The organism is Streptomyces sp. NPDC038213, from assembly GCF_055600495.1.
Genome location: NZ_JBVJYM010000018.1, coordinates 42,414 through 66,376, shown reverse-complemented (window position 1 = coordinate 66,376; position 23,963 = coordinate 42,414). Strand labels below are relative to the sequence as shown.

The following is a 23,963-nucleotide window of genomic DNA, read 5'->3' as shown; positions in this document are numbered from 1 at the left end:
CCGGGCCCCCTCGTGCTCTCCGTGGACCCGGACCTGCCCGAGGCGCCGTACGAGCAGCTCCGCGCCCAGATCGCCGGACGGGCCCGTTCCGGCGAGCTGCCGGTGGGCTTCAAGCTCCCCACGGTGCGCGCCCTCGCCGCCGAACTGGGCCTCGCCGCCAATACGGTGGCCAAGACCTACCGGGTGCTGGAGGCGGACGGGGTGGTCGAGACCCGGGGCCGGGCCGGCACCTTCGTGGCGGCGGCCGGCGACGCGGCCCACCGGGAGGCGGCGGCCGCCGCCCAGGCGTACGCCGACCGCGCGCGCAGGCTGGGCCTCACGCACGACGAGGCCCTCGCCCTGGCCGCCGACGCCCTCCGCTCCCGCTACCCGTCCTGACGGCGGCGGGCCGCCGAAGAGGTACGGGCCCCTCAGAGGTACAGGCCGGCGTCCGCGCCCGGGTGCTGGGCCGGGACCGAGGCCGGGCCGCTGCCGCGGCGCAGGGAGAACAGCTCGGCCAGGGTGGCGCCGTCCCGGGACACCCCCTCGTCCGTGCCGAGCCAGTCCACCGACTCGCGGTGGGTCAGCCGCCCCACCTCGATCCGGGCCAGGCAGCGGCCCGGCCGGACCACCGCCGGGTGCAGGCGCTCCAGGTCCTCGTTCGTGGTCACGCCCACGAGCACGTTGCGGCCCTGCCCCAGCAGTCCGTCGGTCAGGTTCAGCAGCCGGGACAGCGCCTGGCCCGCCGTGTGCCGGGCCTCCCCGCGGATCAGCTCGTCGCAGTCCTCCAGCAGCAGCAGCCGCCAGCGCCCGCCCGCCGTGCCCTCGTCCTCCCCGATCGCGATGTCCATCAGGTACCCGACGTCGTTGAACAGCCGCTCCGGGTCCAGTACGCAGTCCACCTGGCACCAGTCCCGCCAGGACCGGGCCAGCGTGCGCAGCGCGGAGGTCTTCCCGGTGCCCGGCGGGCCGTGCAGCAGGAGCAGCCGGCCCGCGATGTCGTCCGGGGTCACCTTCATCAGCCGGTCCATGGCCTCGGCCACCGGAGCCGTGTAGTTGGGCCGCACCTCGGCCCAGGTGCCGGCCGAGATCTGCCGGGTGGTGCGGTGCGGGCCGCGGCGCGGGGAGACGTACCAGAAGCCCATGGTCACGTTCTCCGGCTGGGGTTCGGGCTCGTCCTGCGCCCCCTCCGTGGCCTGCGCGAGCACGGACGCGGCCAGCTCCTCGGAGACGGCCGTGACGGTGACGTCCGCGCCGCGGTTCCAGCGCGAGACGAGCACCGTCCACCCCTCGCCCTCCGCGAGTACGGCGCTGCGGTCGCTGTCCCGGGCCGAGCGCAGCGTCCGCGCACCCGAAGGCAGCAGCGTGGCACCGGACTTGACGCGGTCGATCGACACGCTGTGCGCATGGGGCTGCTCGCCGGTCGCGAAGCGGCCGAGGAACAGTGCGTCGACCACGTCCGAGGGCGAGTCGCTGTCGTCGACGGCGAGCCGGATCGGCAGGGCGTGCCGCGGGTCCTGCGGGGTGGCTCCTGGATCGGCTCCTGCAATGGCTCCTGGGGTGGCTGACATGGCGCCCATGATCCGGCACGAACTGCCCTCCCGCACCCGGGTTTCGCCGGTTCGGCCCTGTGGGGTGTGCGCCGAAACCCCCCCGGTGGTGAAGGTTCCCCGCCGGGTCCTGGGCATCTCCTCACCGATTCTTCTTGGCATGGACACTTCCAGTAAGGGGAGCTGGGCGATACGACGGGAGTGGCAGAAATCCTGCTAAGGGAGGGCCTATGAAACTGTCCCGATTCGCGGTGTTCTCCACCTCGTTACTCCTCGCCGCATCCGCCGCGCTGCTCGGCGCGGCCCCCGCGGGAGCGGCCGGTCAGGCCGCGTCCTTCGGGTACGTGGCGCTCGGCGACTCGTACTCCTCCGGCGTGGGAGCCGGCAGCTACGACAGCGCGAGCGGCAACTGCAAGCGCAGCACCAAGGCGTTCCCCGTCCTCTGGAAGAACGCCAATTCACCCGGCTCGTTCGCCTTCACCGCCTGCTCGGGCGCTCGTACGGGTGATGTGACGGCCGGCCAGCTCGGCCCCCTCAACGCCGACACCGACCTCGTCAGCATCACCGTCGGCGGGAACGACGCCGGCTTCTCCGACGTCATGACCACCTGCGTGCTCCAGTCCGAATCCACCTGCATCAGCCGCGTCAACCAGGCCAAGGCGTACGTCGACAGCACCCTGCCCGGCCAGCTCAACTCCGTATACAGCGCCATCCGGGCCAAGGCGCCCAACGCCCGCGTGGTCGTCATCGGATACCCGCGCTTCTACAAGCTCAACGGCACCTGCACCGCAGGGCTCTCCGAAGGCGAGCGCGCCGCCATCAACGGCGCGGCCGACCACCTCAACACCGCCATCGACAAGCGCGCCCGCGACCACGGCTTCGCCTTCGCCTCCGTCGTCGGGGCCTTCACCGGGCACGAGATCTGCTCCGGCAGCGCCTGGCTGCACAGCGTGAACTGGCTCAACATCGGCGAGTCGTACCACCCCACCGCCGCCGGGCAGTCCGGCGGCTACCTGCCCGTCTTCCGCTCCGCGGCCTGACCGGGCGGGTCCGCCACACCCGGACCCGCCCGCACGGCGCAGTGGGGGAGGCCCCGCCCCGGGGCCTCCTCGCACGCGAGAGAGTGGAGAGGGGCCGCGCGAAGCCGCGAGGAGCCCAGCCCGGCCGGCGGGCTGCCGGGGCTACCGGGTCACCGGGGCCGCCGCCGTCCTACGAGGGCCACAGCAGCCACACCAGCGCGAGGACCGCCAGCAGCAGGAACAGCACCCCGGCGCCGAGCACCAGACCGGCCCGGCCGCCACTGTCCCCGGACCCTCCGCCCGAGTCCGCACCCGACCCCGACCCCGCACCCGGGCCCGCGGCTGCTCCCGGGTCCGTGCTCCCCGCGCCGCCCGCCGCCCCGTCCGCCCCCTGCGGCCCGCCGTCCGCCCGCGACTGCCCGCCCGCGCCCACGATCCGCAGCAGCCGCTCGGCCTCGACGGCCGGCATCCGCGCGACCGGATCCCGCTCCAGCAGCCCGGTCACCACGGGCTCCAGCCCGCCTGCCCGGCGCATCGGCGCCAGCCCCCGCCCGGGTCCGCCGGCCCCCGCCGCGCCTTCCCCTCCTCCTCCCTCTCCTCCCTCTCCTCGTTCTCGCCCTTCTCCCGGTTCTCCTCCTTCTACGGCCGCGTACAGCAGCAGGCCCAGCGCCCGCAGGTCGCCCGCGGGGCCGCCCTCGGCGCGGTCGGCGCTCTCGAAACCGCCCAGCAGCACCCTGCCGTCGTTGGCGAGCAGGACGCTCCCCGTCCCCACGGCCCCGTGCGCCACCCCCTCCGCATGGGCCGCACGCAGCGCCGCGAGGACCTGGGCCCCGATGTGCGCCGTCCGGCGCGGGGACAGCGGGCCCTCCGCGGCCAGCACCTCCGCCAGCGACAGGCCGCGCACGAACTCCGTCACGATGCACGGCGGTCCGCCGTCCGGCTCCGCGGCGAGCACGTCGTACACCGCCACCGCCCCGCGGTGCGAGATCCGGGACGCCGCCCGCGCCTCCTGCTCCAGCAGGGCGTACCGGGCGCGCAGTTCGGCGGGGCCGAGCCCGGCCGGGACCGCGGGCCGCCGCACGGCCACCTCGCGGTCGAGGAGTTCGTCCCGGGCCCGCCAGACCGAACCGGGCGCGGGGTCCGGCCCCGCCGCCTCCGTCCGGCCCCCGTCCAGCCGGTCGAGGAGCCGGTACCGGCCCGCGACCACCCGCTCACCGCTCGGCACTCCGGTCACCGAACCCCCCATCGGTACAACGCAATCGGGCGATTACTCCACGCTAACCCAAGGCGGGCCATTTGCCACCGGTGCGTGCGCGGCCGTCCACGGAGCGTGTGCGGATCGGGCCCCGGGCCGCGGCGAGTGCGGAGAGTAGTGGTCGACTTCGGTGAGTAGCCGTCAAATGTGGTGTAGTGACGGCCAAATCACCCTCCCGGGATACCCGACTGCGCCGAGAGGGCGATAGGGTTACCCTGCCCGGGCCGGGTGCCTCGTACGGGTGGGGAGAGACATGGAACAGATAGCAATGCGCAGCAGGCCGCCCCGCGTGCCTGCCATCACCTGCGGCAGCAGCGCGACCAGTACGCGGCTCGACCGCCACCTCGCCGTGCTGGGCGGACCCGCCGTCCCGCAGCGCGAGGCGGCCGAAGCCACCCTGCTGATGCGCGAGTTGACGTCGCGTGACCACACGCACCGCCACCGGAGCCGCAGCGCGCGCGTCTCGCTGTTCGCCCCGCTGCGGCGGCTGCGCCGCACGCTGTTCGGCAGCCACCGCTGACCCTGCCCCGCCACCCCGGGCCCACCCGGCCCCGTCCCCGGCCCTCAGGCGACCACACCGGCCCGGCGTAGCCCGTCGATCTGCGCGTCCGACATCCCCAGGGCGCGCAGGACGGGCCCGGTGTGCTCGCCGAGCGCCGGCACCGCACCCATCCGCGGTTCGGGCCCGCCGGGCAGGACGACCGGGGGCAGCAGGGCCCGCAGCGGTCCGGCCGCCGTGTCCACCTCCCGCCAGCGGTCCCGCGCCGCCAGCTGCGGGTGCCCGGCCAGCTCGGCCACCGAGTTGAGTCGGGCGCAGGCGATGCCCGCCGCCTCCAGGCGGCCGACCGCCTCCTCCGTCCCGAGCCCGGCCAGTGCCGCGGCGACCACGGCGTCGGTCTTCTCCCGGTGCGCGGTCCGGGCCGCATTGGTCGCGTACTGCGGATCCTCAGCCAACTCCGGCTGCTCCAGCACCTGTTCGGCCAGGCGCCGCCATTCGCGGTCGTTCTGCACGGACAGCAGGACGCGGCCCCCGCCCGCCGTCGGATAGGCGTCGTACGGGGCGATCACGGCATGGGCCAGCCCGGTGCGCTCCGGCTGCCCGCCCCCGTGCATCGTGTGGTGCAGCGGATGCCCCATCCACTCGGCCAGCGCATCGAGCATGGACACCTCCACCGGCCCGCCCCGCCCGGTCGTGCCCCGCCGGAGCAGCGCTGCGAGCACGCCGGAGAACGCGTACATCGCGGCCGCGATATCGGCCGCCGGGATCCCGGCCTTCACCGGATGCTCCGGGGTGCCGGTCACCGACACGAGCCCCGCCTCGCACTGCACGAGCATGTCGTACGCCCGCTTGTGCGCGTACGGGCCCTCGGCGCCGTACCCCGAGATGTCCACCGCGACCAGGCGCGGGTGCGCGGCGCACAGCGTGGCGGCGTCCAGGCCCAGCCGGGCCGCCGCACCCTGGGCGAGGTTCTGCACGAACACGTCCGCCCCCGCGACCAGCCGGCCCGCGAGCTCGCGGCCGCGCGGGTCCTTGAGGTCCAGGGCCACCGACTCCTTCCCCCGGTTGGCCCAGACGAAGTGGGAGGCGAGGCCGGCGGCGGCCGTGTCGTAGCCGCGGGCGAAGTCGCCGCCGTCCGGCCGCTCGATCTTGACCACCCGTGCACCCAGGTCGGCGAGCTGCCGGGTGGCGAAGGGGGCCGACACCGCCTGCTCCACGGCCACCACCGTGATCCCGTCGAGGGGGAGCGGACCGGCGGGCCGGGCGGCGGTGCGGTCCCCGGGGCGGCTGGCGGGACCCTGGGCGTCGGACGTGTCTGAGTGCATGACAAGCACACCTACCGGCTCGGACCCCGGCTTGTCACCCCCTGCCCGCCGCGCCCGGCCCGCCCCGGGGCTGCCCCACCCGCCTCACAGCAGGGCGAACTGCCCCTCCGGACCCTCCTCCAGGTGGTCCAGCACCGAGGCCGGGCGCCGGGCCGCGGGCGGGACCGGGAGGACCCCCGCCGACCGCAGCCGCTCCCGGCCGAGCTCCGGGCCCACCTCCAGGGCCGCGCGCAGCGGCGCCAGCTCCGTCAGCAGGGTCAGGGTGGTGATCAGCTGGAGGAGCTCCGAGGTCCACTGCTGCGGCCACGCGTCCGGGCCCAGGGCCGCCAGCCCCTCCGCCCCGCGGTGGGCGGTCCGGGCCGCGAACCACTGCTCCAGCACCCGCACCCGGCCCTGCTCGAACTCCCACACCTGCGGCGGGACCGGCGAGATCACCCCGGTGCCCAGCAGCAGCGCCTGCCCTTCGGGGTCGTAGTCCGGTTCCGCGGGCCGCGCGGGGAGCGCGGAGCGCACGTACGGCCGGCTCCCGCCCGGCAGCCGCGGCGGCTCCCCGCCCCGCGCCCCGGCGAGCTGCACGGTCAGCAGCCGGTGGCCGAGCCCGACCCCGGCCCGCCAGCGCTCCGGATCGGCGGGCAGCGGCACCACCGTCCCGGCCGGACCCGGGCGGGCCGCCGCCAGCACCCAGCACAGCAGGTCCTCGGGGGTCACGAAGGTGCGCAGGCACTCGGTCAGCAGCTCCGCCAGGCCCGGCGCGAGATTGGCCTCGGCCCCCTCCGGGCGCCGGTGCAGCGGCCGCACCCGGCCGCCGCGGCCCACCGGCAGGTACGCCGTGGCCTGGAGGGAGCCGGAGTCCTCGCGGAGGTAGAGCTGGTGGCCGTCGCGGACCCGCCACAGCTCCGGCCGGGCCGCGTCGATCAGGCGCTGGTCGGGCAGCAGCCACTGCTCGTCGTAGGGCCCGCAGAGCACCCGTACCGGCTCCGGGTACGCGCCGGGGGCCTGGGCGAACCGGCCGGTGGCCCCGCGCTGCCCCGGCAGCAGGGCCGCCCCCGTGTGCGGACTGCGCAGCCGGGTCGCCTGGAACAGCCGCTCCCGGTCGGCCCCTTCGGCGCGGACCAGCGCCTCCCAGCGGGAGCGCAGGGTCCGGGCGTCCGGCGCGGTCACCCAGGGGCGGCCCGGGCGCACCGGCGGGACGGACCAGGGCATCAGCTCGTCGAGGAGCGGGGCGTCGGGCGGCGGGGTGTCATCGCTCACCGCACGCATGGTAGGGGCTCGCGTACGGGGCGCGAAGCGGCCGGGCCGGGTCCGGCCGGAAGCGCTAGGCTCGGCGTATACGACTCCCGGCAACCGAGGAGGCGGCATGAGCGAGTACAACGAGTACACGACCCCGTCGCAGGCCGAGGGCGAGCGGCTGGAAGAGGACCGCGACCCGGCCGAGGAGAAGCACCCCCCGACCACGCGGACCACGCCCTCCCAGGCGGAGGGCGAGCGCTCCGCGGAGGACGAGAAGTAGCCGCCCGGACGGCGGCACCGGCACCCTGAGGCGGACCCGGACCCGGACCCGGACCCGGACCCGGGGGCGGCCCGGCGGGCGCCGCGCGCCCCGCCGGACGGCTCAGTGCGCGTCGACGGTGACCGTGAAGGAGAAGCGGTCGCCGCGGTACCGGATCCGGGCCACGTCGACCACCCGGCCGTCCTCGTCGTACGTGACCCCCGTGTAGTGCAGGATCGGGCTGAGCAGGGGGACCTCCAGCAGCTCGGCGGTGGCCGGATCGGCCAGCCGGGCCTCGACGGTGTCGGTGATCCGGCTGATCCGCACCCCGACCACGTCCCGGAGCACCTTGGTCATCGGCCAGCGCTCCAGATCGCCCAGGTCCACCGCCCCGGCGAGCTCGGGCAGCACGGCGTTCTCCGCCCAGTTGGTCGGCTCGCCGCTCTCCCCGTCCCGCCGCAGCCGCCGGTACGTGACCACCTCCGGGAGTCCGGGGAAGTACTCCGCGAGCTCCCCGGGCACCGGGCCCCGGGAGTGCCCGAGGACCGTCGTCCGCTCGCCCGACTGCTGGGCCACGATGGCGTCGACCGAACCCAGCAGCCGGACCGGCGCCCCGCGCTGCGCACCCGGCTCGATGAAGGTGCCCCGCCGCCGGTGCCGGCTGATGAGGCCCTCCTGCTCCAGCTCCTTGAGGGCCTGGCGCATGGTGAGCACGCTGACGCCGTAGTGCTCGGCGAGCTGCTCCTCCGTGGGCAGCCGCAGCGAGGAGTCCGCGGTGCGCCCCAGTATCGAGGCGCGCAGGGACTGCGAGACCTGGTACCAGAGCGGCAGCTTCCGGTTGAGGACCAGCGAATCGGGTGCGAAGGCGGTCACGGGGTGTTCTCCGTACGGGCGGGGCGGCGTGCAGGAATGCTAGGCCCTCTACGCCCGGAAGTGGCGCTCCAGGCCCTGCCAGACCTCGTCGTACCCCTGCTGGAGGTGGCCGGCGGAGGCCGCCTGGGCCGTCGCGGTGATGGGCCAGCGGGTCTCGAACATGAAGGCGAGGCCGTCGTCGATCTTCTGCGGCTTCAGCTCGGCGGCGCTGGCCCTGTCGAAGGTCTCCCGGTCGGGGCCGTGCGCCGACATCATGTTGTGCAGCGAGCCGCCGCCCGGGACGAAGCCCCCGGCCTTGGCGTCGTACGCGCCCTCGATCAGGCCCATGTACTCGCTCATCACGTTCCGGTGGAAGTACGGCGGGCGGAAGGTGTCCTCGCCGACCAGCCAGCGCGGGGCGAAGACCACGAAGTCGACGCCGGCCAGGCCGGGGGTGTCGGAGGGGGAGGTCAGCACGGTGAAGATCGACGGGTCCGGGTGGTCGAAGCTGATCGTGCCGATCACGTTGAAGCGGCGCAGGTCGTAGACGTACGGGACGTGCGTGCCGTACCAGGCGACCACGTCGAGGGGGGAGTGGGAGTAGGTCGCGGACCAGAGGTTGCCGCAGAACTTGTTCACCACCTCCACCGGGCCCTCCACGTCCTCGTACGCGGCGACCGGGGCCTGGAAGTCCCGGGGCGCGGCGAGGCCGTTGGCGCCGATCGGGCCGAGGCCGGGCAGTTCGAAGGGCTGGCCGTAGTTCTCGCAGACGTAGCCGCGGGCCTCGGCGTCCAGGAGCTCCACGCGGAAGCGGACCCCGCGCGGGATCAGCGCGATGTGGCCGGGCTCGGCGCGCAGCAGGCCGAACTCCGTGCGCAGCAGCAGGCCGCCTCGCTCGGGGACGATCAGCAGCTCGCCGTCGGAGTTGCCGAAGACCCGGTCGGTCATCGAGGCGTTCGCCGCGTACAGGTGCACCGCCATGCCGGTGCGCTGCGCCGCGTCCCCGTTGCCCCCCAGGGTCCACAGGCCGGCCAGGAAGTCCGTCCCGGGCGCGGGCTCGGGCAGCGGGTTCCAGCGGAGCCGGTTCGGGTCCGGCACGGTCTCGGTGAAGGGGCCCGTGCGCACGGCGCCGTTGTCGATGCGGGTGAAGGGCGGGTGGGCCGCGGAGGGGCGGATCCGGTACAGCCACGAGCGGCGGTTGTGCGCGCGCGGCTCGGTGAAGGCGCTGCCGCTGAGCTGCTCGGCGTACAGGCCCAGGGGTGCGCGCTGGGGGGAGTTGCGGGCGATCGGGAGGGCGCCGGGGACGGCCTCCGAGCTGTGCTCGTTGCCGAAACCGGTGAGGTACTCCAGACCCTCCGCCGTCTTCCTGGCCTGCTCGCCGGCTCCGCCGCTGGCACTGCCCATGGCCCGCTCCCGTCCTGTCGAAGGATTCCTATGCTTGACAGTAGGATTCCGCGGCCCCTCCCGTCAACGGGGTGCCGGTCCGGGAATCCGCCGTGCGCGGGGGGCTCTCAAAAGATGAACATTGCTCTACTCTCTCGCGCATGTCGTGGATCCGCAGGTTCCCTGCCGTGCCGGCGGCGCTGCTCGCCGCCCTCCTCGCGCTCCTCACCCTGATCGCCGCGGCCCCCGCGGCCCTGGCCCACGAGGAGCGCCCCGTCGTCTTCCCCGACGGCACCGGCTCCGTACCCGTCCACCGCGGCGGAGAGCCCGACCTGCTGGTCTGCAAGACCGACCGGGCCGCCTTCGAACGCCGGATCGCGGACTTCCCCGAGGCCCTGCGGACCCGCAACCTCGCCCTCTTCGAGAAGTGCGCCGCGCAGGGCTACCGCCACCTCCAGCAGGCCGTCGACGCCGTGGACCGCCCCGGGATGAACATCGCGGTCCTGCCCGGCCTCTACGAGGAGGAGCCCTCGCTGCCCGCGCCCGCCGGGGAGTGCGCCCGACTGAAGGCCCCCTCCTCCTCGCTCGGCTACCAGATCCTGTCGTACGAGCAGCAGGTGCAGTGCCGCCACAACCAGAACCTCGTCGCGATCCTCGGCAAGGAGGACCTCCAGATCGAGGGCACCGGCGCCTCCCGCCTCGACGTGGTCTTCGACGCCAAGTACCAGAAGCTCAACGCCATCCGCGCGGACCAGTCGCACGGGATCTACTTCCGGAACTTCACCGCGCAGCGCACCACCTTCAACTCGCTGTACGTCCTGGCCGTCGACGGGTTCGTCATCGACGACGTGCTGACCCGCTGGAACGACGAGTACGGCTTCCTGACCTTCGCCAGCGACCACGGCCTGTACAAGAACTGCGAGTCCTACGGCAACGGGGACTCGGGGATCTACCCCGGCAGCGCCTCCAACATCAACGAGGGCCGCGGCTACGACGTCCCCCGCTACTCCATAGAGATCGCGAACTGCCGCAGCCACCACAACATGGTCGGCTACTCCGGCACGGCCGGGGACTCCGTCTGGGTCCACGACAGCGAGTTCGACCACAACATGGGCGGCGCCTCCATGGACAGCGCCTTCCCCGGCCACCCCGGACTCCCGCAGAACCACGCCAAGTTCGAGCGGAACCTCATCCACGACAACAACCAGGACTACTACCGCCACGTCGCCGACGGCACCTGCGCCAAACCGCCCGCCCAGCGCGGCTACGAGCAGGGCGTGGTCTGCCCGCAGATCTCCATGCCCCCGGGCACCGGCATCATCACCGCGGGCGGCAACTGGAACATCTACGAGGACAACTGGGTCTACGGACACGACCGCGCCGCCTTCTACCTCAGCGCCGTACCGGCCTTCATCCGCGGCGAGGAGGCCTGGGCCAAGCAGGCCGACACCTCCCACCACAACCGGTACGCCGGCAACGTCCTCGGCCGGGACAAGGCCGGGAAGTCCCGGCCCAACGCCATGGACGTGTGGTGGGACGGGCAGGGCCGCGGCAACTGCTGGCAGGACGGACCCGCCGGGACCACCCCGGGCGCGCTCCCCGAGTGCGGGGAGCGCCGCGGCGACCTGAGCGGCGGCTCCGCCCGCCTCGCCGGGGAGCCCGTCAAACTGGTGCAGCTGCTGGTGTGCGCCGACTACAACGTGCAGGCGCGGCGGCTGCCCGCCGGCTGCGACTGGTACGGGGCCACGGGCCTGGAACGGGTCGAGACCCAGATCTCCCTCGCCGTGGCGGCCGTACTCGCCCTGGTCGGCGGGGTGCTGTGGTGGCGCCGGCTGCGCGGCAGCCTGCTCGGCAGCGCCGCCACCGCGCTCGGCGCGGCCGGCCTGGCCCTCGACGTGGCCGGCTCCACCACCGCCCTGACCGGCACCGCCGTACCGGCGCTGGCCCTGCTGCTCACCGGCCTGTGGTGGACCGGCGCGGGACTGGTCCTGCGCCGCGAACGCCCCTGGCTGGGCGGCACCACCCTCCTCCTGGGCGCCCTCACCCTCCTCGACGCCTTCGACAAGGCCGTCCTGATGATCCCGTGGATCCCCCTCAGCCCGGCCTGGTTCCGCGGCCTCCTCGCCCTGGCCTGGGTCCTGTGGGCCGTAGCCGCCTCCACCCGCCCGACCACCCCCACCCCACCGGCCCCCGCAGAGGACACGGGCGGCGACGGGGGCGACGGCGACGGGGGTGGGGGCGACGGGGGCAACGGCCCCGGCGCAGCCGATGGCTCCGCCCCCGCCCCCGCCGGGCACACCCCGCCGAAAGGCTCCGCCGCGGCAGGAACCGCGGGCCCGACCCCGTCCGGCGGTGCCGCGTGACCGGCCCGGTCCCCGCCGGCTCCGCCCGGGAGCCGGCCCCCTCCGGCGCAGCTCGCCGGGGGGCCCGGCGGCGGGCGGCCGCCTGCGCGGGGGTGCTGCTCGTGCTGGCCGCGGTCGCCGGGTGCGGGGGGCGGGCCACCACCCACCACAAGCCCGGCACCAGCCACGAGGAGGCCACCGGCAGCGCCGGAACCCTGCTCGGCGCCCGCGACGGCACCGGGCACCGCCTGCGCGAGGTGCCCGCCGCGGGCGCGCCCGAGGTCCGGCTGACCGTCCGCCCCGACAGCGAGGACGGCTGGAACCTCCACCTCGCCGTCGAGGGCTTCCGCTTCACCCCCGACAGCGCGGGCGGAGCCGCCCTCACCGGCGCCGGCCACGCCCACCTCTTCCTCGGCAGCCGCAAACTGGCCCGGATATACGGCCCCTGGTTCCACCTCCCGTCCTCCCAGGTCCCCGCGGGCACCCACACCCTGACCGTCCGCCTCTACGCCGACGACCACACCGCGTGGGCGGTGGCGGGCAAGCCGATCGAGTCCTCGGTCCGCCTGGCCGCAACCACCGGCACCGGCACGGGCACGGGCGGCGGCCACGCCCACGGCACCCCGGACCCCGCCGCACCCGCTCCCGCACCGACGTCCACCCCCACAGGCCCGTCCCCGGCCCCGGCCGCGGACCGGACCGTGGCCATCGCCGTGCGCAGCGGCAGGGTCAGCCCCGCCCCGGCCCGCATCACCCTCCGGCAGGGGCAGCGCGTGGCCCTGACCGTCACCAGCGACCGCGCCGACACCCTGCACGTCCACGGCTACGACAAGGAGCTCGCCCTGCCCGCCGGGCAGCCCGCCACCCTCGTGCTCACCGTGGACCGCACCGGCCTCTTCGAGATCGAGACCCACGACTCGGACCTGCTCCTGACCCAACTGGTAGTCCGGTGACGGCCCCGGCCCCCGGGGCAGCGCCCGTCCCCGCCCCCGGGGCCCTGGACGCTGTCGGCCACCCCTGGGGCGCGGCTGACAACGCCCCGGGAGCGGCAGACGGCTTCCCGCACACGGCCGACGGCGCCTGGCGGGCGCTCGCCCACGGCATCGGCTCCCAGCACGACCTGCCCATATCCCCCTTCTACGCGTTCGCCGGCGCCTTCGCGGCCCTGTTCGTCTCCTTCCTCGCGCTCGGCCTCCTCTGGTCCGCCTCCCGGTTCCGCGGGGACGCGTCCGGGCACCCGCTGCCCGCCGCCGTCCAGCGCCTCGCCGACGCACCGGCCACCCGCACGGCCCTGCGCCTGCTCGGCCTGGCCGCAGCCCTCGCCGTACTCCTCCACCTCCTCCTCGGCCCCGACGACCCGGACCGCAACCCCGGCCCCGGAGCCGTCTACGTCCTCCTCTGGATCGGACTCGTCCCCCTCTCCCTGCTCCTCGGCCCCGCAGGCCGGCTCCTCAGCCCCCTGCGGGCCGCCCACCACCTGCTCTCCCGCGCCGCGCGCGCCCTGCGCCGCACCCCGCCGGGCCCGGCCCGCCCGGTGCCCGCCCGGCTCGGACTATGGCCGGCCGCCGCCGGCCTGCTCGCCTTCACCTGGCTCGAACTCGTCTCACCCGACCCCGCGTCCACCACCACCCTCCTGTTCGCCCTCGTCCCCTACGCCGTACTGCACCTGGCGCTCGCCGCCCGCTACGGCGAGCGCTGGTTCGCCCACGGCGAGGCCTTCGAGGCGTACTCCACCCTCCTGGCCCGGCTGTCCCCCCTCGGCCGCCGCAACGACGGCCGCCTCGTGCTGCGCAGCCCCTTCCACGGCCTCGACGCGACCCCCGAACAGCCCGGACTCGTCGCCACCGTCTGCGTCCTGCTCGGATCCACCGCATACGACGGCTTCTCCGACAACCCCTCCTGGATCTCCGCCGTCCAGACCTCCCCCCTCGGCCGCATCCCCGCGGCCACCCTCGGGCTCCTCGGCTCCGTCGTCCTCGTCGCCGTCCTCTACTGCCTCTGCGCCGCTGCCACCCGCCTGGTCTCCGGCGACCTGCCGCACCCCCTCACCGCCTTCGCCCACTCCCTCCTGCCGATCGCACTCGGCTACCTCGTCGCCCACTACTTCTCGCTCTTCGTCACCGAATGGCCACGCACCGTCATGCTCGCACTCGGCACTGACAACGCCCTCCCGGCCGCCTCCCCACTGGGCCCCGGCGGCCTCGCCGTGCTCCAGGTGGCCGCCGTCGTCACCGGGCACGTCCTCGGCGTGATCGCCGCCCACGACCGCTCCGTACGCCTCTTCCCGCCGGCCCGCGCGGTCGCCGGCCAGCTCCCCATGCTGGCCCTGATGATCACCTACACCGTCGGGGGGCTCAGCCTCCTGCTGAACTAGAGGACCGGCATGATGGACCCCGTGCCCCCCGCCAACGCCCTCCGCCGCACCCCGGTCCAGCAGCGCAGCGCGGACCGCCTCGCCCGGATCCTCGACGCCTGCGCCGAACTGCTCGACGAGACCGGCTACGAGAACCTCAGCACCCGGGCCGTGGCCCAGCGGGCCGGGGTCCCCATCGGCTCCGTGTACCGGTTCTTCGGGAACAAGCGGGCCATGGCCGACGCCCTCGCCCGGCGCAACCTCGACCTCTATGCCGACCGCATCGCCGACCGCTTCACCGGGCTCCCCGCCACGGACTGGCGGCCGGTCGTGGACGCCGTACTCGACGAGTACCTCGCCATGAAGCGGACCGTGCCCGGCTTCGGGCTCATCGACTTCGGCGTGCCCGCGCCCGCCGAGAGCAGCGGCGCCGAAGCCAACCGGCTCGTGGCCGCCCGGCTCACCGAACTGCTCTGCGCCCACCTCGGCCGCCCTGCCGACGAGCCCCTCCACCTCGCCGTGCTGGTCTCCGTCGAGGCCACCGACGCCCTGCTCCAACTGGCCTTCCGGGCCGAACCCGCGGGGGACCCCGCGCTCATCGCGGAGACCCGCGCGCTCGTCCACGCCTACCTCGCCCGCTCGCTCGACTGACCCGGTCCCGCGCCTGCGCGTCCACGGTCGGCGGTGCCCGGCCCGCAGGCCTGCGGGGGCCGGGCCCCGCCGGAACCCCTCCCCGACCTCCGTACCGGTCGGTATGCTCGGGGCGCCCGCGCGACCCGCCCGCCGCCCCGGGAGACCCCGTGTCCGAAGCCACCGCCCCCAGTCCCGCAGCCCCTGCGCCCGCAGCCCCCGCCGCCACCCGCACCGCCCTGCGCATCTGCCCGCTGTGCGAGGCCACCTGCGGTCTCACCCTCACCATCAGCGGCACCACCGTCACCGGCGCCCGAGGCGACCGCGAGGACGTCTTCAGCCGCGGCTACCTCTGCGCCAAGGGCGCCGCCTTCGGCGCCCTCGACTCCGACCCCGACCGGCTCACCGCACCGCTCGTCCGCCGCGCCGGCCGGCTGCGGACCGCGAGCTGGGACGAGGCCTTCGGCGCCGTCGCCGCCGCGCTGCCCCCGCTCCTCGCCGACCACGGACCCCAGTCCCTCGCCGTGGTCCTCGGCAACCCCAACGTCCACACGATGGCCGGGGCCCTCTACCCGCCCCTGCTGCTCCAGGCCCTCGGCACCCGCAACCTCTTCACGGCCAGCACCCTCGACCAGATGCCCAAGCACGTCTCCAGCGGGCTGCTCTTCGGCGACCCGCTGGCCGTCCCCGTCCCCGACCTGGACCGCACCGACTTCCTGCTGCTCCTCGGCGCCAACCCGGCCGAGTCCAACGGCAGCCTGTGCACCGCCCCCGACTTCCCCGGACGGCTGCGCGCCCTGCGCGCCCGCGGGGGCACCCTCGTCGTCGTCGACCCGCGCCGCACCCGCACCGCCCGCCTCGCGGACCGCCACCTCGCCGTCCGCCCCGGCAGCGACGCCCTGCTGCTCGCCGCCCTCGCCCACGTCCTGCTGGAGGAGGGCCTCGCCGCCCCCGGCCCCCTGGCCGCGCAGACCGAGGGCCTCGGGGAACTCGCCGGGGCCCTCGGTGCGTTCACCCCCCGAGCGGTCGCACCCGCCTGCGACCTGGCCGCCGAGGAGATCCGCACCCTCGCGCGGCAGCTCGCGGCCGCCCCCACCGCCGCCGTGTACGGGCGCATGGGCAGCTGCACCGTGGAGTTCGGGACGCTGACGAGCTGGCTGGTCGACGTACTCAACATCCTGACCGGCAATCTCGACCGGCCCGGCGGGGCGCTCTTCCCGCTGCCCGCCGCCGGACCGCGCCCCCGCACGCCCGGACCCGGCCGCGGATTCGCCCTCGGCCGCTGGCGCAGCCGCGTCAGCGGGCACCCCGAGGCCAAGAGCGAACTGCCCCTGGCCGCCCTCGCAGAGGAGATCGAGACCCCGGGGGAGGGGCGGGTACGGGCCCTCGTCGCCATCGCCGCCAACCCGGTCCTGTCCGCCCCCGACGGCCGCCGCCTCGACGCGGCGCTCGCCGGACTCGACTTCATGGTCAGCGTGGACCCGTACCTCAACGAGACCTCGCGCCACGCCCACGTGGTCCTGCCCCCGCCGCCGCCCGCCCGGAGCGGCCACCACGACTTCGCCTTCAACGCCTTCGCCGTCCGCAACCAGGCCCGCTACACCCGTCCCGCCGTCCCCCTCCGGGCCGGGCTGCTGGACGAGTGCGAGATCCACGCCCGGCTGCTGCTGGCCGCCACCGGCCGGCACGGCTCCGACCCGGCCGCCGTGGACGAGGCCGCCATCCAGGGCACCCTCGCCAAGGCCGTCGCGGATCCGTCCTCCCCGCTGCACGGCCGGGACCCGGCCCTGCTCGCCAAGGGCCTCACCGGCGGGACCGGGCCCGAGCGCCGGCTCGACCTGATGCTCCGCCTCGGCCCGTACGGCGACCTGTTCGGCACCGGCGACCCGACCGGGCCGGACGCGCCCGCCGCACCAGCCGTACCCGCCGCGCCAGGGACGCCCGGTGCACCGGACACCCCGGCCCGACCCGCGGGGCTGAGCCTCGCGCGCCTGCTCGCGCACCCGCACGGGATCGACCTCGGCCCCCTGCGGCCCCGGCTGCCCGGGATCCTGCGCACCCGCAGCGGCCGGATCGAGATCCTCCCGGCCCCGCTCGCCGCGGACCTCGTACGGCTGCGCGGGGCCCTGGCCGAGCGCCCCGCCGGCCTGGTGCTCGTCGGCCGCCGCCACGTCCGCTCCCACAACAGCTGGCTGCACAACGTGCCCGCCCTCACCGGCGGTTCCAACCGCTGCACCCTCCAGGTCCACCCCGGGGACGCGGCCCGGCTCGGCCTCGCGGACGGTGCCCCCGCCCGGATCGGCGCGGCGGGCGGCAGCCTGGAGGTCCCCGTGGAGGTCACCGACGCGGTCCGCCCCGGAGTGGTGAGCCTGCCGCACGGCTGGGGGCACGACCGTGCGGGGACCCGGCTGACGGTGGCCTCGGCCGACCCCGGGGTCAACGTGAACCAGCTCCTCGACGGCACCCTGCTCGACCCGCTGTCGGGCACGGCCGTGCTCAACGGCTTCCCGGTGCAGGTGACACCCCTGCCCTGACCTCCGGGCCTGCCCCCGGCCCTGCCCCCGCCCCCACCCGGCCGCTCCGGGACCCCGCCCGCCCGAGCCCACCCGCGCTGAGCTGGCCTTTTGCTCGTATTGCTCGCGAGTTCACGTCTTGTTAACACGCGCGGGCGGGCCCTACGTTCGTCCGGACCGCCAGGCCAGGGGCCCCGAGTGGCGGATCCAAGGGCGAACGTGAGGTTCCTTCCATGCTGACCATTCTCGGCTTCGCCATGATCGCGACCTTCCTGGTCCTGATCATGATGAAGAAGATGTCGCCGATCGCGGCACTCGTACTGATCCCGGCCCTGTTCTGCGTGTTCGCCGGACAGGGCGCCCAGCTCGGCGACTACGTCATCGAGGGGGTCGGCAAACTCGCGCCGACCGCCGCGATGCTGATGTTCGCCATCGTCTACTTCGGCGTGATGATCGACGTCGGCCTCTTCGACCCGATCGTCCGGGCCATCCTGCGCTTCTGCAAGGCGGACCCGCTGCGCGTGGTCGTCGGTACGGCCGTCCTGGCGGCGATCGTCTCCCTCGACGGGGACGGCTCCACCACCTTCATGATCACGGTCTCGGCCATGTACCCGCTGTACAAGCGGCTCGGGCTCAGCCTCGTCGTGATGACGGGCGTGGCCGCCACCGCCAACGGCGTGATGAACACCCTGCCCTGGGGCGGACCGACCGCCCGCGCCGCGACCGCCCTCAAGCTCGACGCGGCGGACATCTTCGTCCCGATGATCCCGGCCCTCGGCGTCGGCCTCCTCTTCGTCTTCGGCCTCGCGTACGTCCTGGGCCTGCGCGAGCGCAAGCGCGTCGGCGCCCTGGCCGTCCCCGCCGAGGAGCACGCCTACGCGGGTACCGCCGGTGCGGCGGGCCACGCGTCCCCGGCCGGGCCGGAGGAGGAGACCGTCCTCCAGGGGCTGGACCCGCACCGCGAGACCCTCCGCCCGCGCCTGTACTGGTTCAACGCCGGCCTCACGGCGGCCCTGCTGACCGCCATGATCATGGAGCTGCTGCCCATCCCGGTGCTGTTCCTCCTCGGGGCCGCCCTCGCCCTGACCGTCAACTACCCGCGCATGGCCGACCAGAAGGCGCGGATCGCCGCCCACTCCGAGAACGTGCTCAACGTCGCCGGCATGGTCTTCGCCGCCGCGGTCTTCACCGGCGTGCTCACCGGCACCGGCATGGTCAAGGAGATGGCCGACTGGCTGGTCGGCGTGGTCCCCGAGGCGATGGGCCCGCACATGGCCCTGGTCACCGGCCTGCTCAGCCTCCCGCTGACCTACTTCATGTCGAACGACGGCTTCTACTTCGGCGTGCTGCCCGTCCTCGCGGAGGCGGGCGCGGCCCACGGGGTCTCGCCGCTGGAGATCGCCCGCGCCTCCCTGGTCGGCCAGGCCCTGCACATGTCGAGCCCGCTGGTTCCGGCCGTCTACGTGCTCGTGGGCATGGCGAAGGTCGAATTCGGCGACCACACCCGCTTCACCGTGAAATGGGCGGCGCTCACCTCCCTGGTGGTCCTGGCGGCCGGGATGCTTTTCGGCATCATCTGAGACTGGCGCCCAGAAAACTAACGGCGCTAGTTTGTAGGGTGTCCGCGAGGTTGAAGGCGCTCGTGCTCGGGAGGATTGCGATGAAGGCCCACGACGGGATGTACATCGGCGGGGAGTGGCGGCCCGCCGCCGGCCGCGACCGGATCGAGGTCGTGAACCCCGCGGACGAGCAGGTCATCGCAGGGGTGCCGGCCGGTACGGCCGAGGACGTGGACGCCGCGGTACGGGCCGCCCGGGCCGCGTTCCCGGGCTGGGCCGCCACCCCGGCGAGCGGGCGGGCCGCCCTGATCGGGGCGGTGCGGGACGCGGTCCGCGCCCGCACCGCCGAGTTCGCGGACACCATCACCGCCGAGCTCGGCTCGCCGCGCGGCTTCTCCGAGGCCGTGCACGTGGGCGCCCCGCTCGCCGTGGCCTCCTCGTACGCCGAGCTGGGCGCCTCGTACGCCTTCGAAGAGCGGATCGGGAACTCCACCGTGCTGCTCGAACCCCTCGGCGTGGTCGGTGCCATCACGCCCTGGAACTACCCGCTGCACCAGATCGTTGCCAAGGTGGCACCCGCACTCGCGGCGGGCTGCACGGTCGTCCTCAAGCCCGCCGAGGACACCCCGCTGACCGCGCAGCTCTTCGCCGAGGCCGTACACGAGGCCGGCGTCCCGGCCGGCGTGTTCAACCTGGTCACGGGCACCGGCCCGGTGGCCGGCCAGGCCCTGGCCGGGCATCCGGACGTGGACCTGGTCTCCTTCACCGGCTCGACCGCCGTCGGCCGGAAGATCGGCGCGACCGCCGGCGCGGCGATCAAACGCGTCGCCCTCGAACTGGGCGGCAAGTCGGCCAACGTGATCCTGCCCGGCGCCGACCTGAACAGGGCCGTGGCCACCGGCGTCGGGCACGTCATGAACAACTCCGGCCAGAGCTGCAACGCGCTCACCCGCATGCTGGTCCACCGCGACCGGTACGAGGAGGCCGTGGCCCTCGCCGCGCAGGCGATGGCGAAGTACACCACGGGCGACCCCCGAGACCCGGGCACCCGCCTCGGCCCGGTGGTCAACGCCGCCCAGCGCGACCGGGTGCGCGGCTACATCGCCGCAGGCGAGCGGGAGGGCGCCCGGCTGGTGACGGGCGGTGCGCAGCCCCCGCAGGAGCGCGGGTACTTCGTCGCGCCCACGCTCTTCGCGGACGTCACACCGGAGATGGTGATCGCTCAGGAGGAGATCTTCGGCCCGGTCCTGTCCCTGCTGGCCTACGAGGACGAGGAGGACGCCCTCCGCATCGCCAACGGAACCGTCTACGGCCTCGGCGGAGCCGTCTGGGCGGCCGACGAGGAGACGGCCGTGGCCTTCGCGCGCCGGATGGACACCGGGCAGGTGGACATCAACGGCGGCCGGTTCAACCCGCAGGCGCCCTTCGGCGGCTACAAGCAGTCGGGCGTGGGCCGCGAGCTGGGCCCGCACGGTCTGGCCGAGTACCTCCAGACCAAGTCGCTGCAGTTCTGAACCCCCGGCCGGGGGAGCCTGCGCCCCGGCCCGCCCTGCCCGCCTGACCCACCCGCCCCGGTCCGCACCCCGGAGAGACGGAGACCCGAAGACCATGGTCCGCGCCGCCATCCTGCCCGCCGTCGGAGCACCGCTGGAGATCCGGGAGATCGTCCTGCCCGAACCCGGCCCCGGACAGGTCCGGGTCGCCCTCGCCGCCGCCGGGGTCTGCCACTCCGACCTCTCCCTCACCAACGGCACCATGCGGGTGCCCGTACCCGCCGTCCTCGGGCACGAGGGCGCAGGCACGGTCCTCGCCGTGGGCGAGGGGGTCGACCACGTCGCCCCCGGCGACGGGGTGGTCCTCAACTGGGCCCCGTCCTGCGGACGGTGCCACCACTGCGGGATCGGCGAGGTCTGGCTGTGCGCCGAGGCCCTGACCGGGGTCGGCGCGGTGTACGCCCGTACCACCGACGGCACGGACCTCCACCCGGGGCTCAACGTGGCCGCCTTCGCGCAGGAGACGGTCGTCGCCGCGCACTGCGTGCTGCCCGCCCCCGCCGGGATCCCGCTGGCCGAGGCGGCCCTCCTCGGCTGCGCGGTGCTCACGGGCTACGGGGCCGTCCACCACAGCGCCCGGGTCCGGGAGGGCGAGTCGGTGGTCGTGTTCGGGGCCGGCGGGGTGGGCCTGGCCGCCCTCCAGGCCGCCCGTATCGCGGGCGCCGGCCCGATCGTCGCGGTCGACGCCTCCCCGGCCAAGGAGGAGCTGGCCCGGGCCGCGGGCGCCACCGCCTTCGTCCTCGCCTCCGACACCACGGCCAAGGAGGTCCGCGCGCTGACCGGCGGCCGCGGCGCGGACGCGGCGGTCGAGTGCGTGGGCCGGGCGGAGACCATCCGCGCGGCCTGGGACTCCACCCGGCGCGGCGGCCGGACCACGGTCGTCGGCATCGGGGGCAGGGACCAGCAGGTCTCCTTCCACGCCCTGGAGATCTTCCACCACGCCCGCACCCTCTCCGGCTGCGTCTACGGAAACTGCGATCCGGCCCGCGACCTGCCGGTGCTCGCCGGGCACGTCCGGGCCGGCCGGCTCGACCTCGGCGCGATGGTCACCGACCGGATCCCGCTGGAGGGCATCCCAGCCGCCTTCGAGGCGATGCTCGCGGGCAAGGGGGGCCGCTCCCTGGTCGTCTTCTGACGGCGGTCCGCGGGGGCGCGCCCCATACCGGGCCCGCACGCCGCACACCGGGCCCGCGCACCGGGCTCGGGCCCGCACACGCGCCCGCCCGGCGGCCCGCCCCTCAGCCCCCGGCCGGGTCCCCGGGCGGCGCCGCGATCCGGGGCGCCCCGTCGCACCGGAGCGCCTCGAACTGCAGGGCCAGCCCGTCCAGGAGGGCCGCCAGGCCGGTCTCGAACGCGCCCTCGTCCACGGACCGCTGGTGCTCCGCCAGCAGGTGCGCCTGCCCCAGGTGCGGGTAGTCGGCCGGGTCGTAGGCCGATTCGTCGTCCACGAACCCGCGGGCGAAGGAGCCCACGGCCGAGCCCAGGATGAAGTACCGCATCAGGGCCCCGATCCGGGTGGCCTGGGCGGGCGGCCACCCGGCCGCCGTCATCGCCCCGAAGACCGCGTCCGCCAGCCGCAGGCCCGCGGGCCGCCGCCCGGGGCCGCGGGCCAGCACCGGGACCACGTGCGGATGGTCGGCGAGCGCGTCCCGGTAGGAGTGCGCCCAGTCGTGCAGCGCGGTACGCCAGTCGCCGGGACCGCCCGCGCCCGTCCCGCCCGCAAGACCACCGCCCGCACCGCCCGCGCCCGCCCCCCGTGCCGTCAGCGCGTCGAACATCGACAGGTCCACCCGCGCGCTCACCGCGTCCGCGACCGCGTCCAGGATCTCGTCCTTCGTGCGGAAGTGGTTGTACAGGGACGGTCCGCTGACCCCGAGCGAGGCCGCGAGCCGCCGGGTCGAGACCGCCTCCAGCCCCTCCGCGTCCACCAGCGCGAGCGCCGCCTCGACGATGAGGTCTCTGCTCAGGAGGGGCTTGCGCGGTCGGGCCATGCGCCACATAGTAGGCCCTGCCCGTCAAAAACTAGCGGCGCTAATTAAAGCCTGTGGGGTGGCCCGTGAACCTGGAGCTGAGCGAGGAGCAGACCGCGGTACGGCGGCTCGCCCGCGAGTTCGTCGAGCGGGAGGTGGCCCCGCACGCCGCCGCCTGGGACCGCGCCGAGGGCGTGGACCGGGCGATCGTCGGGAAGCTCGGCGCGCTCGGCTTCCTGGGCCTGACCGTCCCCGAGGAGTACGGCGGCTCCGGGGGCGACCACCTCGCCTACGCCCTCGTCACCGAGGAGCTCGGCCGCGGCGACTCCGCCGTGCGCGGGATCGTCTCCGTCTCCCTCGGGCTCGTGGCCAAGACCCTCGCGGCCTGGGGCAGCGAGGAGCAGAAGCGGGACTGGCTGCCGCGGCTGTGCTCCGGCGAGGCCCTGGGCTGCTTCGGCCTCACCGAGCCCGGCACCGGCTCCGACGCCGGCAGCCTCACCACCCGCGCCGTCCGCGAGGGGGACGCGTACGTCCTCACGGGCACGAAGACGTTCATCACCAACGGCACCTGGGCCGACCTGGTCCTGCTCTTCGCCCGCACCGGCCCCGACCCCGGCCACCGCGGGGTCTCCGCCTTCCTCGTGCCCGCCGACAGCCCCGGGCTGGCCCGCCGCGAGATCCACGGCAAGCTCGGGCTGCGCGGCCAGGCCACCGCCGAACTGGTCCTGGACGGCGTACGGGTGCCCGCGTCCGCGATGCTCGGACCGCAGGGCCAGGGCTTCCGGGTGGCCATGTCCGCGCTCGCCAAGGGCCGGATGTCGGTCGCCGCGGGCTGTGTGGGCCTGGCGCAGGCCGCACTGGACGCGGCGCTCGCGTACGCCGGGACGCGCGAGCAGTTCGGCCGCACCATCGCCCACCACCAGCTCGTGCAGGAGCTGCTCGCGGACATCGCCGTGGACGTGGACGCGGCCCGGATGCTGACCTGGCGGGTGGCCGATCTCATCGACCGCGGCAGGCCGTTCGCCACCGAGTCCTCCACGGCCAAGCTCTTCGCCTCCGAGGCCGCCGTCCGCGCCGCCTCCAACGCCCTCCAGGTGCACGGCGGTTACGGCTACATCGACGAGTACCCGGCCGGCAAGCTGCTGCGCGACGCCCGCGTGATGACCCTGTACGAGGGCACCAGCCAGATCCAGAAGCTGGTCATCGGCCGCGCCCTGACCGGGATTTCGGCCTTCTGAACCCCGCCCCGCCCGGCGCGGGGCCGGGCGTCCGCACGGCCCGGTCCCCGCGCCCGCGCCGGTTCTGAGTACCCGCCTGAGTATCCGCACGGATGTGGGGCGCGCCACACCGCCGCGATCCTGGGGCCATGAACGAGACACCGGTCAAGCAGCAGACCACGGGGGCGTACTACGGTCAGGCCGTGGCCTCCTTCGCCATCGCGCTCGGGGCCGTGGCCATCGGGATCTACCAGCTCGACGCCGACGGCTGGGTCCGGGCCTTCCTCGGGATCGCCACCCTCTACCTCACCACCTCGGCCTTCACCCTCGCCAAGGTGGTCCGCGACCGCCAGGAGGTCGACCAGATCGTCAGCAGGGTGGACCAGGCCCGCCTGGAGAAGATCATGACGGACCACGACCCGTACAAGACCGGCCGGCAGCCGGGGCAGCGCGGCTGAGGGGGCCGAGTGCGGCC

The 23,963-nt window shown here is 75.0% G+C and carries 21 protein-coding genes; 14 read left to right on the top strand and 7 right to left on the bottom strand.

Features of this window, described 5'->3' with window-relative positions; genetic code table 11:
• Positions 1-12: 12 nt before the first annotated feature.
• Positions 13-378, top strand: coding sequence for a GntR family transcriptional regulator (locus ACZ7JZ_RS23275; protein WP_470942573.1), 366 nt, complete (start codon positions 13-15; stop codon positions 376-378).
• A 32-nt stretch (positions 379-410) separates the two neighbouring features.
• On the opposite strand, the gene ACZ7JZ_RS23270 is transcribed toward ACZ7JZ_RS23275, so the two are convergent.
• Positions 411-1,550: a DUF5925 domain-containing protein gene (locus ACZ7JZ_RS23270; protein WP_470942391.1), complete on the bottom strand. Its 1,140-nt coding sequence runs from the start codon at positions 1,548-1,550 to the stop codon at positions 411-413.
• A 209-nt stretch (positions 1,551-1,759) separates the two neighbouring features.
• Between ACZ7JZ_RS23270 and ACZ7JZ_RS23265 the strand changes: the two genes are divergently transcribed.
• Positions 1,760-2,569 carry an SGNH/GDSL hydrolase family protein gene (locus tag ACZ7JZ_RS23265; RefSeq protein WP_470942386.1) on the top strand — a complete coding sequence of 270 codons (810 nt, stop codon included), beginning with the start codon at positions 1,760-1,762 and terminating at the stop codon, positions 2,567-2,569.
• Positions 2,570-2,738: 169 nt separating this feature from the next.
• Here the strand turns inward: ACZ7JZ_RS23265 and ACZ7JZ_RS23260 are convergent, their stop codons facing one another.
• Complete coding sequence (locus ACZ7JZ_RS23260; RefSeq protein WP_470942380.1) at positions 2,739-3,782, bottom strand: protein kinase family protein; 1,044 nt, start codon at positions 3,780-3,782, stop codon at positions 2,739-2,741.
• Between the two features lie 274 nt (positions 3,783-4,056).
• Between ACZ7JZ_RS23260 and ACZ7JZ_RS23255 the strand changes: the two genes are divergently transcribed.
• The gene (locus ACZ7JZ_RS23255; protein ID WP_470942375.1) at positions 4,057-4,323 is read left to right on the top strand and encodes a hypothetical protein; all 267 of its coding nucleotides are present in this window, start codon (positions 4,057-4,059) and stop codon (positions 4,321-4,323) included.
• 44 nt (positions 4,324-4,367) lie between these two features.
• On the opposite strand, the gene ACZ7JZ_RS23250 is transcribed toward ACZ7JZ_RS23255, so the two are convergent.
• Both ACZ7JZ_RS23250 and ACZ7JZ_RS23245 read right to left on the bottom strand, forming a co-directional pair.
• Positions 4,368-5,627, bottom strand: coding sequence for a CaiB/BaiF CoA transferase family protein (locus tag ACZ7JZ_RS23250; protein ID WP_470942372.1), 1,260 nt, complete (start codon positions 5,625-5,627; stop codon positions 4,368-4,370).
• Positions 5,628-5,711: 84 nt separating this feature from the next.
• Positions 5,712-6,887, bottom strand: a complete 1,176-nt coding sequence (locus ACZ7JZ_RS23245) for a type ISP restriction/modification enzyme (protein ID WP_470942369.1) — start codon at positions 6,885-6,887, stop codon at positions 5,712-5,714.
• A 97-nt stretch (positions 6,888-6,984) separates the two neighbouring features.
• Between ACZ7JZ_RS23245 and ACZ7JZ_RS23240 the strand changes: the two genes are divergently transcribed.
• Positions 6,985-7,137, top strand: coding sequence for a hypothetical protein (locus tag ACZ7JZ_RS23240; RefSeq protein WP_470942366.1), 153 nt, complete (start codon positions 6,985-6,987; stop codon positions 7,135-7,137).
• Between the two features lie 102 nt (positions 7,138-7,239).
• Here ACZ7JZ_RS23240 and ACZ7JZ_RS23235 read toward each other — a convergent pair whose 3' ends face one another.
• The gene (locus ACZ7JZ_RS23235) at positions 7,240-7,989 is read right to left on the bottom strand and encodes a GntR family transcriptional regulator (protein ID WP_470942363.1); all 750 of its coding nucleotides are present in this window, start codon (positions 7,987-7,989) and stop codon (positions 7,240-7,242) included.
• Between the two features lie 48 nt (positions 7,990-8,037).
• Positions 8,038-9,372 carry a homogentisate 1,2-dioxygenase gene (gene hmgA, locus ACZ7JZ_RS23230; protein ID WP_470942361.1) on the bottom strand — a complete coding sequence of 445 codons (1,335 nt, stop codon included), beginning with the start codon at positions 9,370-9,372 and terminating at the stop codon, positions 8,038-8,040.
• Positions 9,373-9,512: 140 nt separating this feature from the next.
• Between hmgA and ACZ7JZ_RS23225 the strand changes: the two genes are divergently transcribed.
• From ACZ7JZ_RS23225 to ACZ7JZ_RS23190, 8 genes are all read left to right on the top strand, one after another.
• On the top strand, positions 9,513-11,714 hold the full coding sequence (locus tag ACZ7JZ_RS23225) for a right-handed parallel beta-helix repeat-containing protein (RefSeq protein ID WP_470942358.1): 2,202 nt from the start codon (positions 9,513-9,515) through the stop codon (positions 11,712-11,714).
• Entirely contained in the window at positions 11,711-12,646 is a 936-nt protein-coding gene (locus ACZ7JZ_RS23220; protein ID WP_470942355.1) for a cupredoxin domain-containing protein, read from the top strand. Before ACZ7JZ_RS23225 ends, ACZ7JZ_RS23220 begins: the two co-directional genes overlap by 4 nt.
• Before the next feature lie 149 nt (positions 12,647-12,795).
• Positions 12,796-14,067, top strand: a complete 1,272-nt coding sequence (locus ACZ7JZ_RS23215) for a hypothetical protein (RefSeq protein ID WP_470942572.1) — start codon at positions 12,796-12,798, stop codon at positions 14,065-14,067.
• Positions 14,068-14,079: 12 nt separating this feature from the next.
• The gene (locus ACZ7JZ_RS23210) at positions 14,080-14,697 is read left to right on the top strand and encodes a TetR/AcrR family transcriptional regulator (RefSeq protein ID WP_470942570.1); all 618 of its coding nucleotides are present in this window, start codon (positions 14,080-14,082) and stop codon (positions 14,695-14,697) included.
• A 149-nt stretch (positions 14,698-14,846) separates the two neighbouring features.
• The gene (locus ACZ7JZ_RS23205; protein ID WP_470942353.1) at positions 14,847-17,210 is read left to right on the top strand and encodes a molybdopterin oxidoreductase family protein; all 2,364 of its coding nucleotides are present in this window, start codon (positions 14,847-14,849) and stop codon (positions 17,208-17,210) included.
• A gap of 212 nt (positions 17,211-17,422) precedes the next feature.
• On the top strand, positions 17,423-18,769 hold the full coding sequence (locus ACZ7JZ_RS23200) for a CitMHS family transporter (RefSeq protein ID WP_470942351.1): 1,347 nt from the start codon (positions 17,423-17,425) through the stop codon (positions 18,767-18,769).
• Positions 18,770-18,849: 80 nt separating this feature from the next.
• Positions 18,850-20,262, top strand: coding sequence for an aldehyde dehydrogenase family protein (locus ACZ7JZ_RS23195; protein ID WP_470942349.1), 1,413 nt, complete (start codon positions 18,850-18,852; stop codon positions 20,260-20,262).
• 94 nt (positions 20,263-20,356) lie between these two features.
• Positions 20,357-21,436, top strand: coding sequence for a Zn-dependent alcohol dehydrogenase (locus ACZ7JZ_RS23190; protein WP_470942347.1), 1,080 nt, complete (start codon positions 20,357-20,359; stop codon positions 21,434-21,436).
• 103 nt (positions 21,437-21,539) lie between these two features.
• Here the strand turns inward: ACZ7JZ_RS23190 and ACZ7JZ_RS23185 are convergent, their stop codons facing one another.
• Positions 21,540-22,292: a TetR/AcrR family transcriptional regulator gene (locus ACZ7JZ_RS23185; protein ID WP_470942344.1), complete on the bottom strand. Its 753-nt coding sequence runs from the start codon at positions 22,290-22,292 to the stop codon at positions 21,540-21,542.
• A gap of 65 nt (positions 22,293-22,357) precedes the next feature.
• Here ACZ7JZ_RS23185 and ACZ7JZ_RS23180 point away from each other — a divergent pair, with 65 nt between their 5' ends.
• Together ACZ7JZ_RS23180 and ACZ7JZ_RS23175 are read left to right on the top strand one after the other, a co-directional pair.
• On the top strand, positions 22,358-23,509 hold the full coding sequence (locus tag ACZ7JZ_RS23180; protein WP_470942342.1) for an acyl-CoA dehydrogenase family protein: 1,152 nt from the start codon (positions 22,358-22,360) through the stop codon (positions 23,507-23,509).
• Between the two features lie 128 nt (positions 23,510-23,637).
• Positions 23,638-23,946 (top strand): YiaA/YiaB family inner membrane protein, encoded by a 309-nt coding sequence (locus ACZ7JZ_RS23175; protein ID WP_470942340.1) that lies wholly within the window; start codon positions 23,638-23,640, stop codon positions 23,944-23,946.
• The last annotated feature ends 17 nt before the right edge of the window (positions 23,947-23,963 follow it).

What these genes read in the sequence shown, in the direction of transcription:
- ACZ7JZ_RS23270 (WP_470942391.1), bottom strand. Translation starts at nt 1,550, where the DNA reads ATGTCAGCCACCCCAGGAGCCATTGCAGGAGCCGATCCAGGAGCCACC.
- ACZ7JZ_RS23265 (WP_470942386.1), top strand. Translation starts at nt 1,760, where the DNA reads ATGAAACTGTCCCGATTCGCGGTGTTCTCCACCTCGTTACTCCTCGCC.
- ACZ7JZ_RS23255 (WP_470942375.1), top strand. Translation starts at nt 4,057, where the DNA reads ATGGAACAGATAGCAATGCGCAGCAGGCCGCCCCGCGTGCCTGCCATC.
- ACZ7JZ_RS23250 (WP_470942372.1), bottom strand. Translation starts at nt 5,627, where the DNA reads ATGCACTCAGACACGTCCGACGCCCAGGGTCCCGCCAGCCGCCCCGGG.
- ACZ7JZ_RS23245 (WP_470942369.1), bottom strand. Translation starts at nt 6,887, where the DNA reads ATGCGTGCGGTGAGCGATGACACCCCGCCGCCCGACGCCCCGCTCCTC.
- ACZ7JZ_RS23240 (WP_470942366.1), top strand. Translation starts at nt 6,985, where the DNA reads ATGAGCGAGTACAACGAGTACACGACCCCGTCGCAGGCCGAGGGCGAG.
- hmgA (WP_470942361.1), bottom strand. Translation starts at nt 9,372, where the DNA reads ATGGGCAGTGCCAGCGGCGGAGCCGGCGAGCAGGCCAGGAAGACGGCG.
- ACZ7JZ_RS23225 (WP_470942358.1), top strand. Translation starts at nt 9,513, where the DNA reads ATGTCGTGGATCCGCAGGTTCCCTGCCGTGCCGGCGGCGCTGCTCGCC.
- ACZ7JZ_RS23210 (WP_470942570.1), top strand. Translation starts at nt 14,080, where the DNA reads ATGGACCCCGTGCCCCCCGCCAACGCCCTCCGCCGCACCCCGGTCCAG.
- ACZ7JZ_RS23200 (WP_470942351.1), top strand. Translation starts at nt 17,423, where the DNA reads ATGCTGACCATTCTCGGCTTCGCCATGATCGCGACCTTCCTGGTCCTG.
- ACZ7JZ_RS23195 (WP_470942349.1), top strand. Translation starts at nt 18,850, where the DNA reads ATGAAGGCCCACGACGGGATGTACATCGGCGGGGAGTGGCGGCCCGCC.
- ACZ7JZ_RS23190 (WP_470942347.1), top strand. Translation starts at nt 20,357, where the DNA reads ATGGTCCGCGCCGCCATCCTGCCCGCCGTCGGAGCACCGCTGGAGATC.
- ACZ7JZ_RS23185 (WP_470942344.1), bottom strand. Translation starts at nt 22,292, where the DNA reads ATGGCCCGACCGCGCAAGCCCCTCCTGAGCAGAGACCTCATCGTCGAG.
- ACZ7JZ_RS23175 (WP_470942340.1), top strand. Translation starts at nt 23,638, where the DNA reads ATGAACGAGACACCGGTCAAGCAGCAGACCACGGGGGCGTACTACGGT.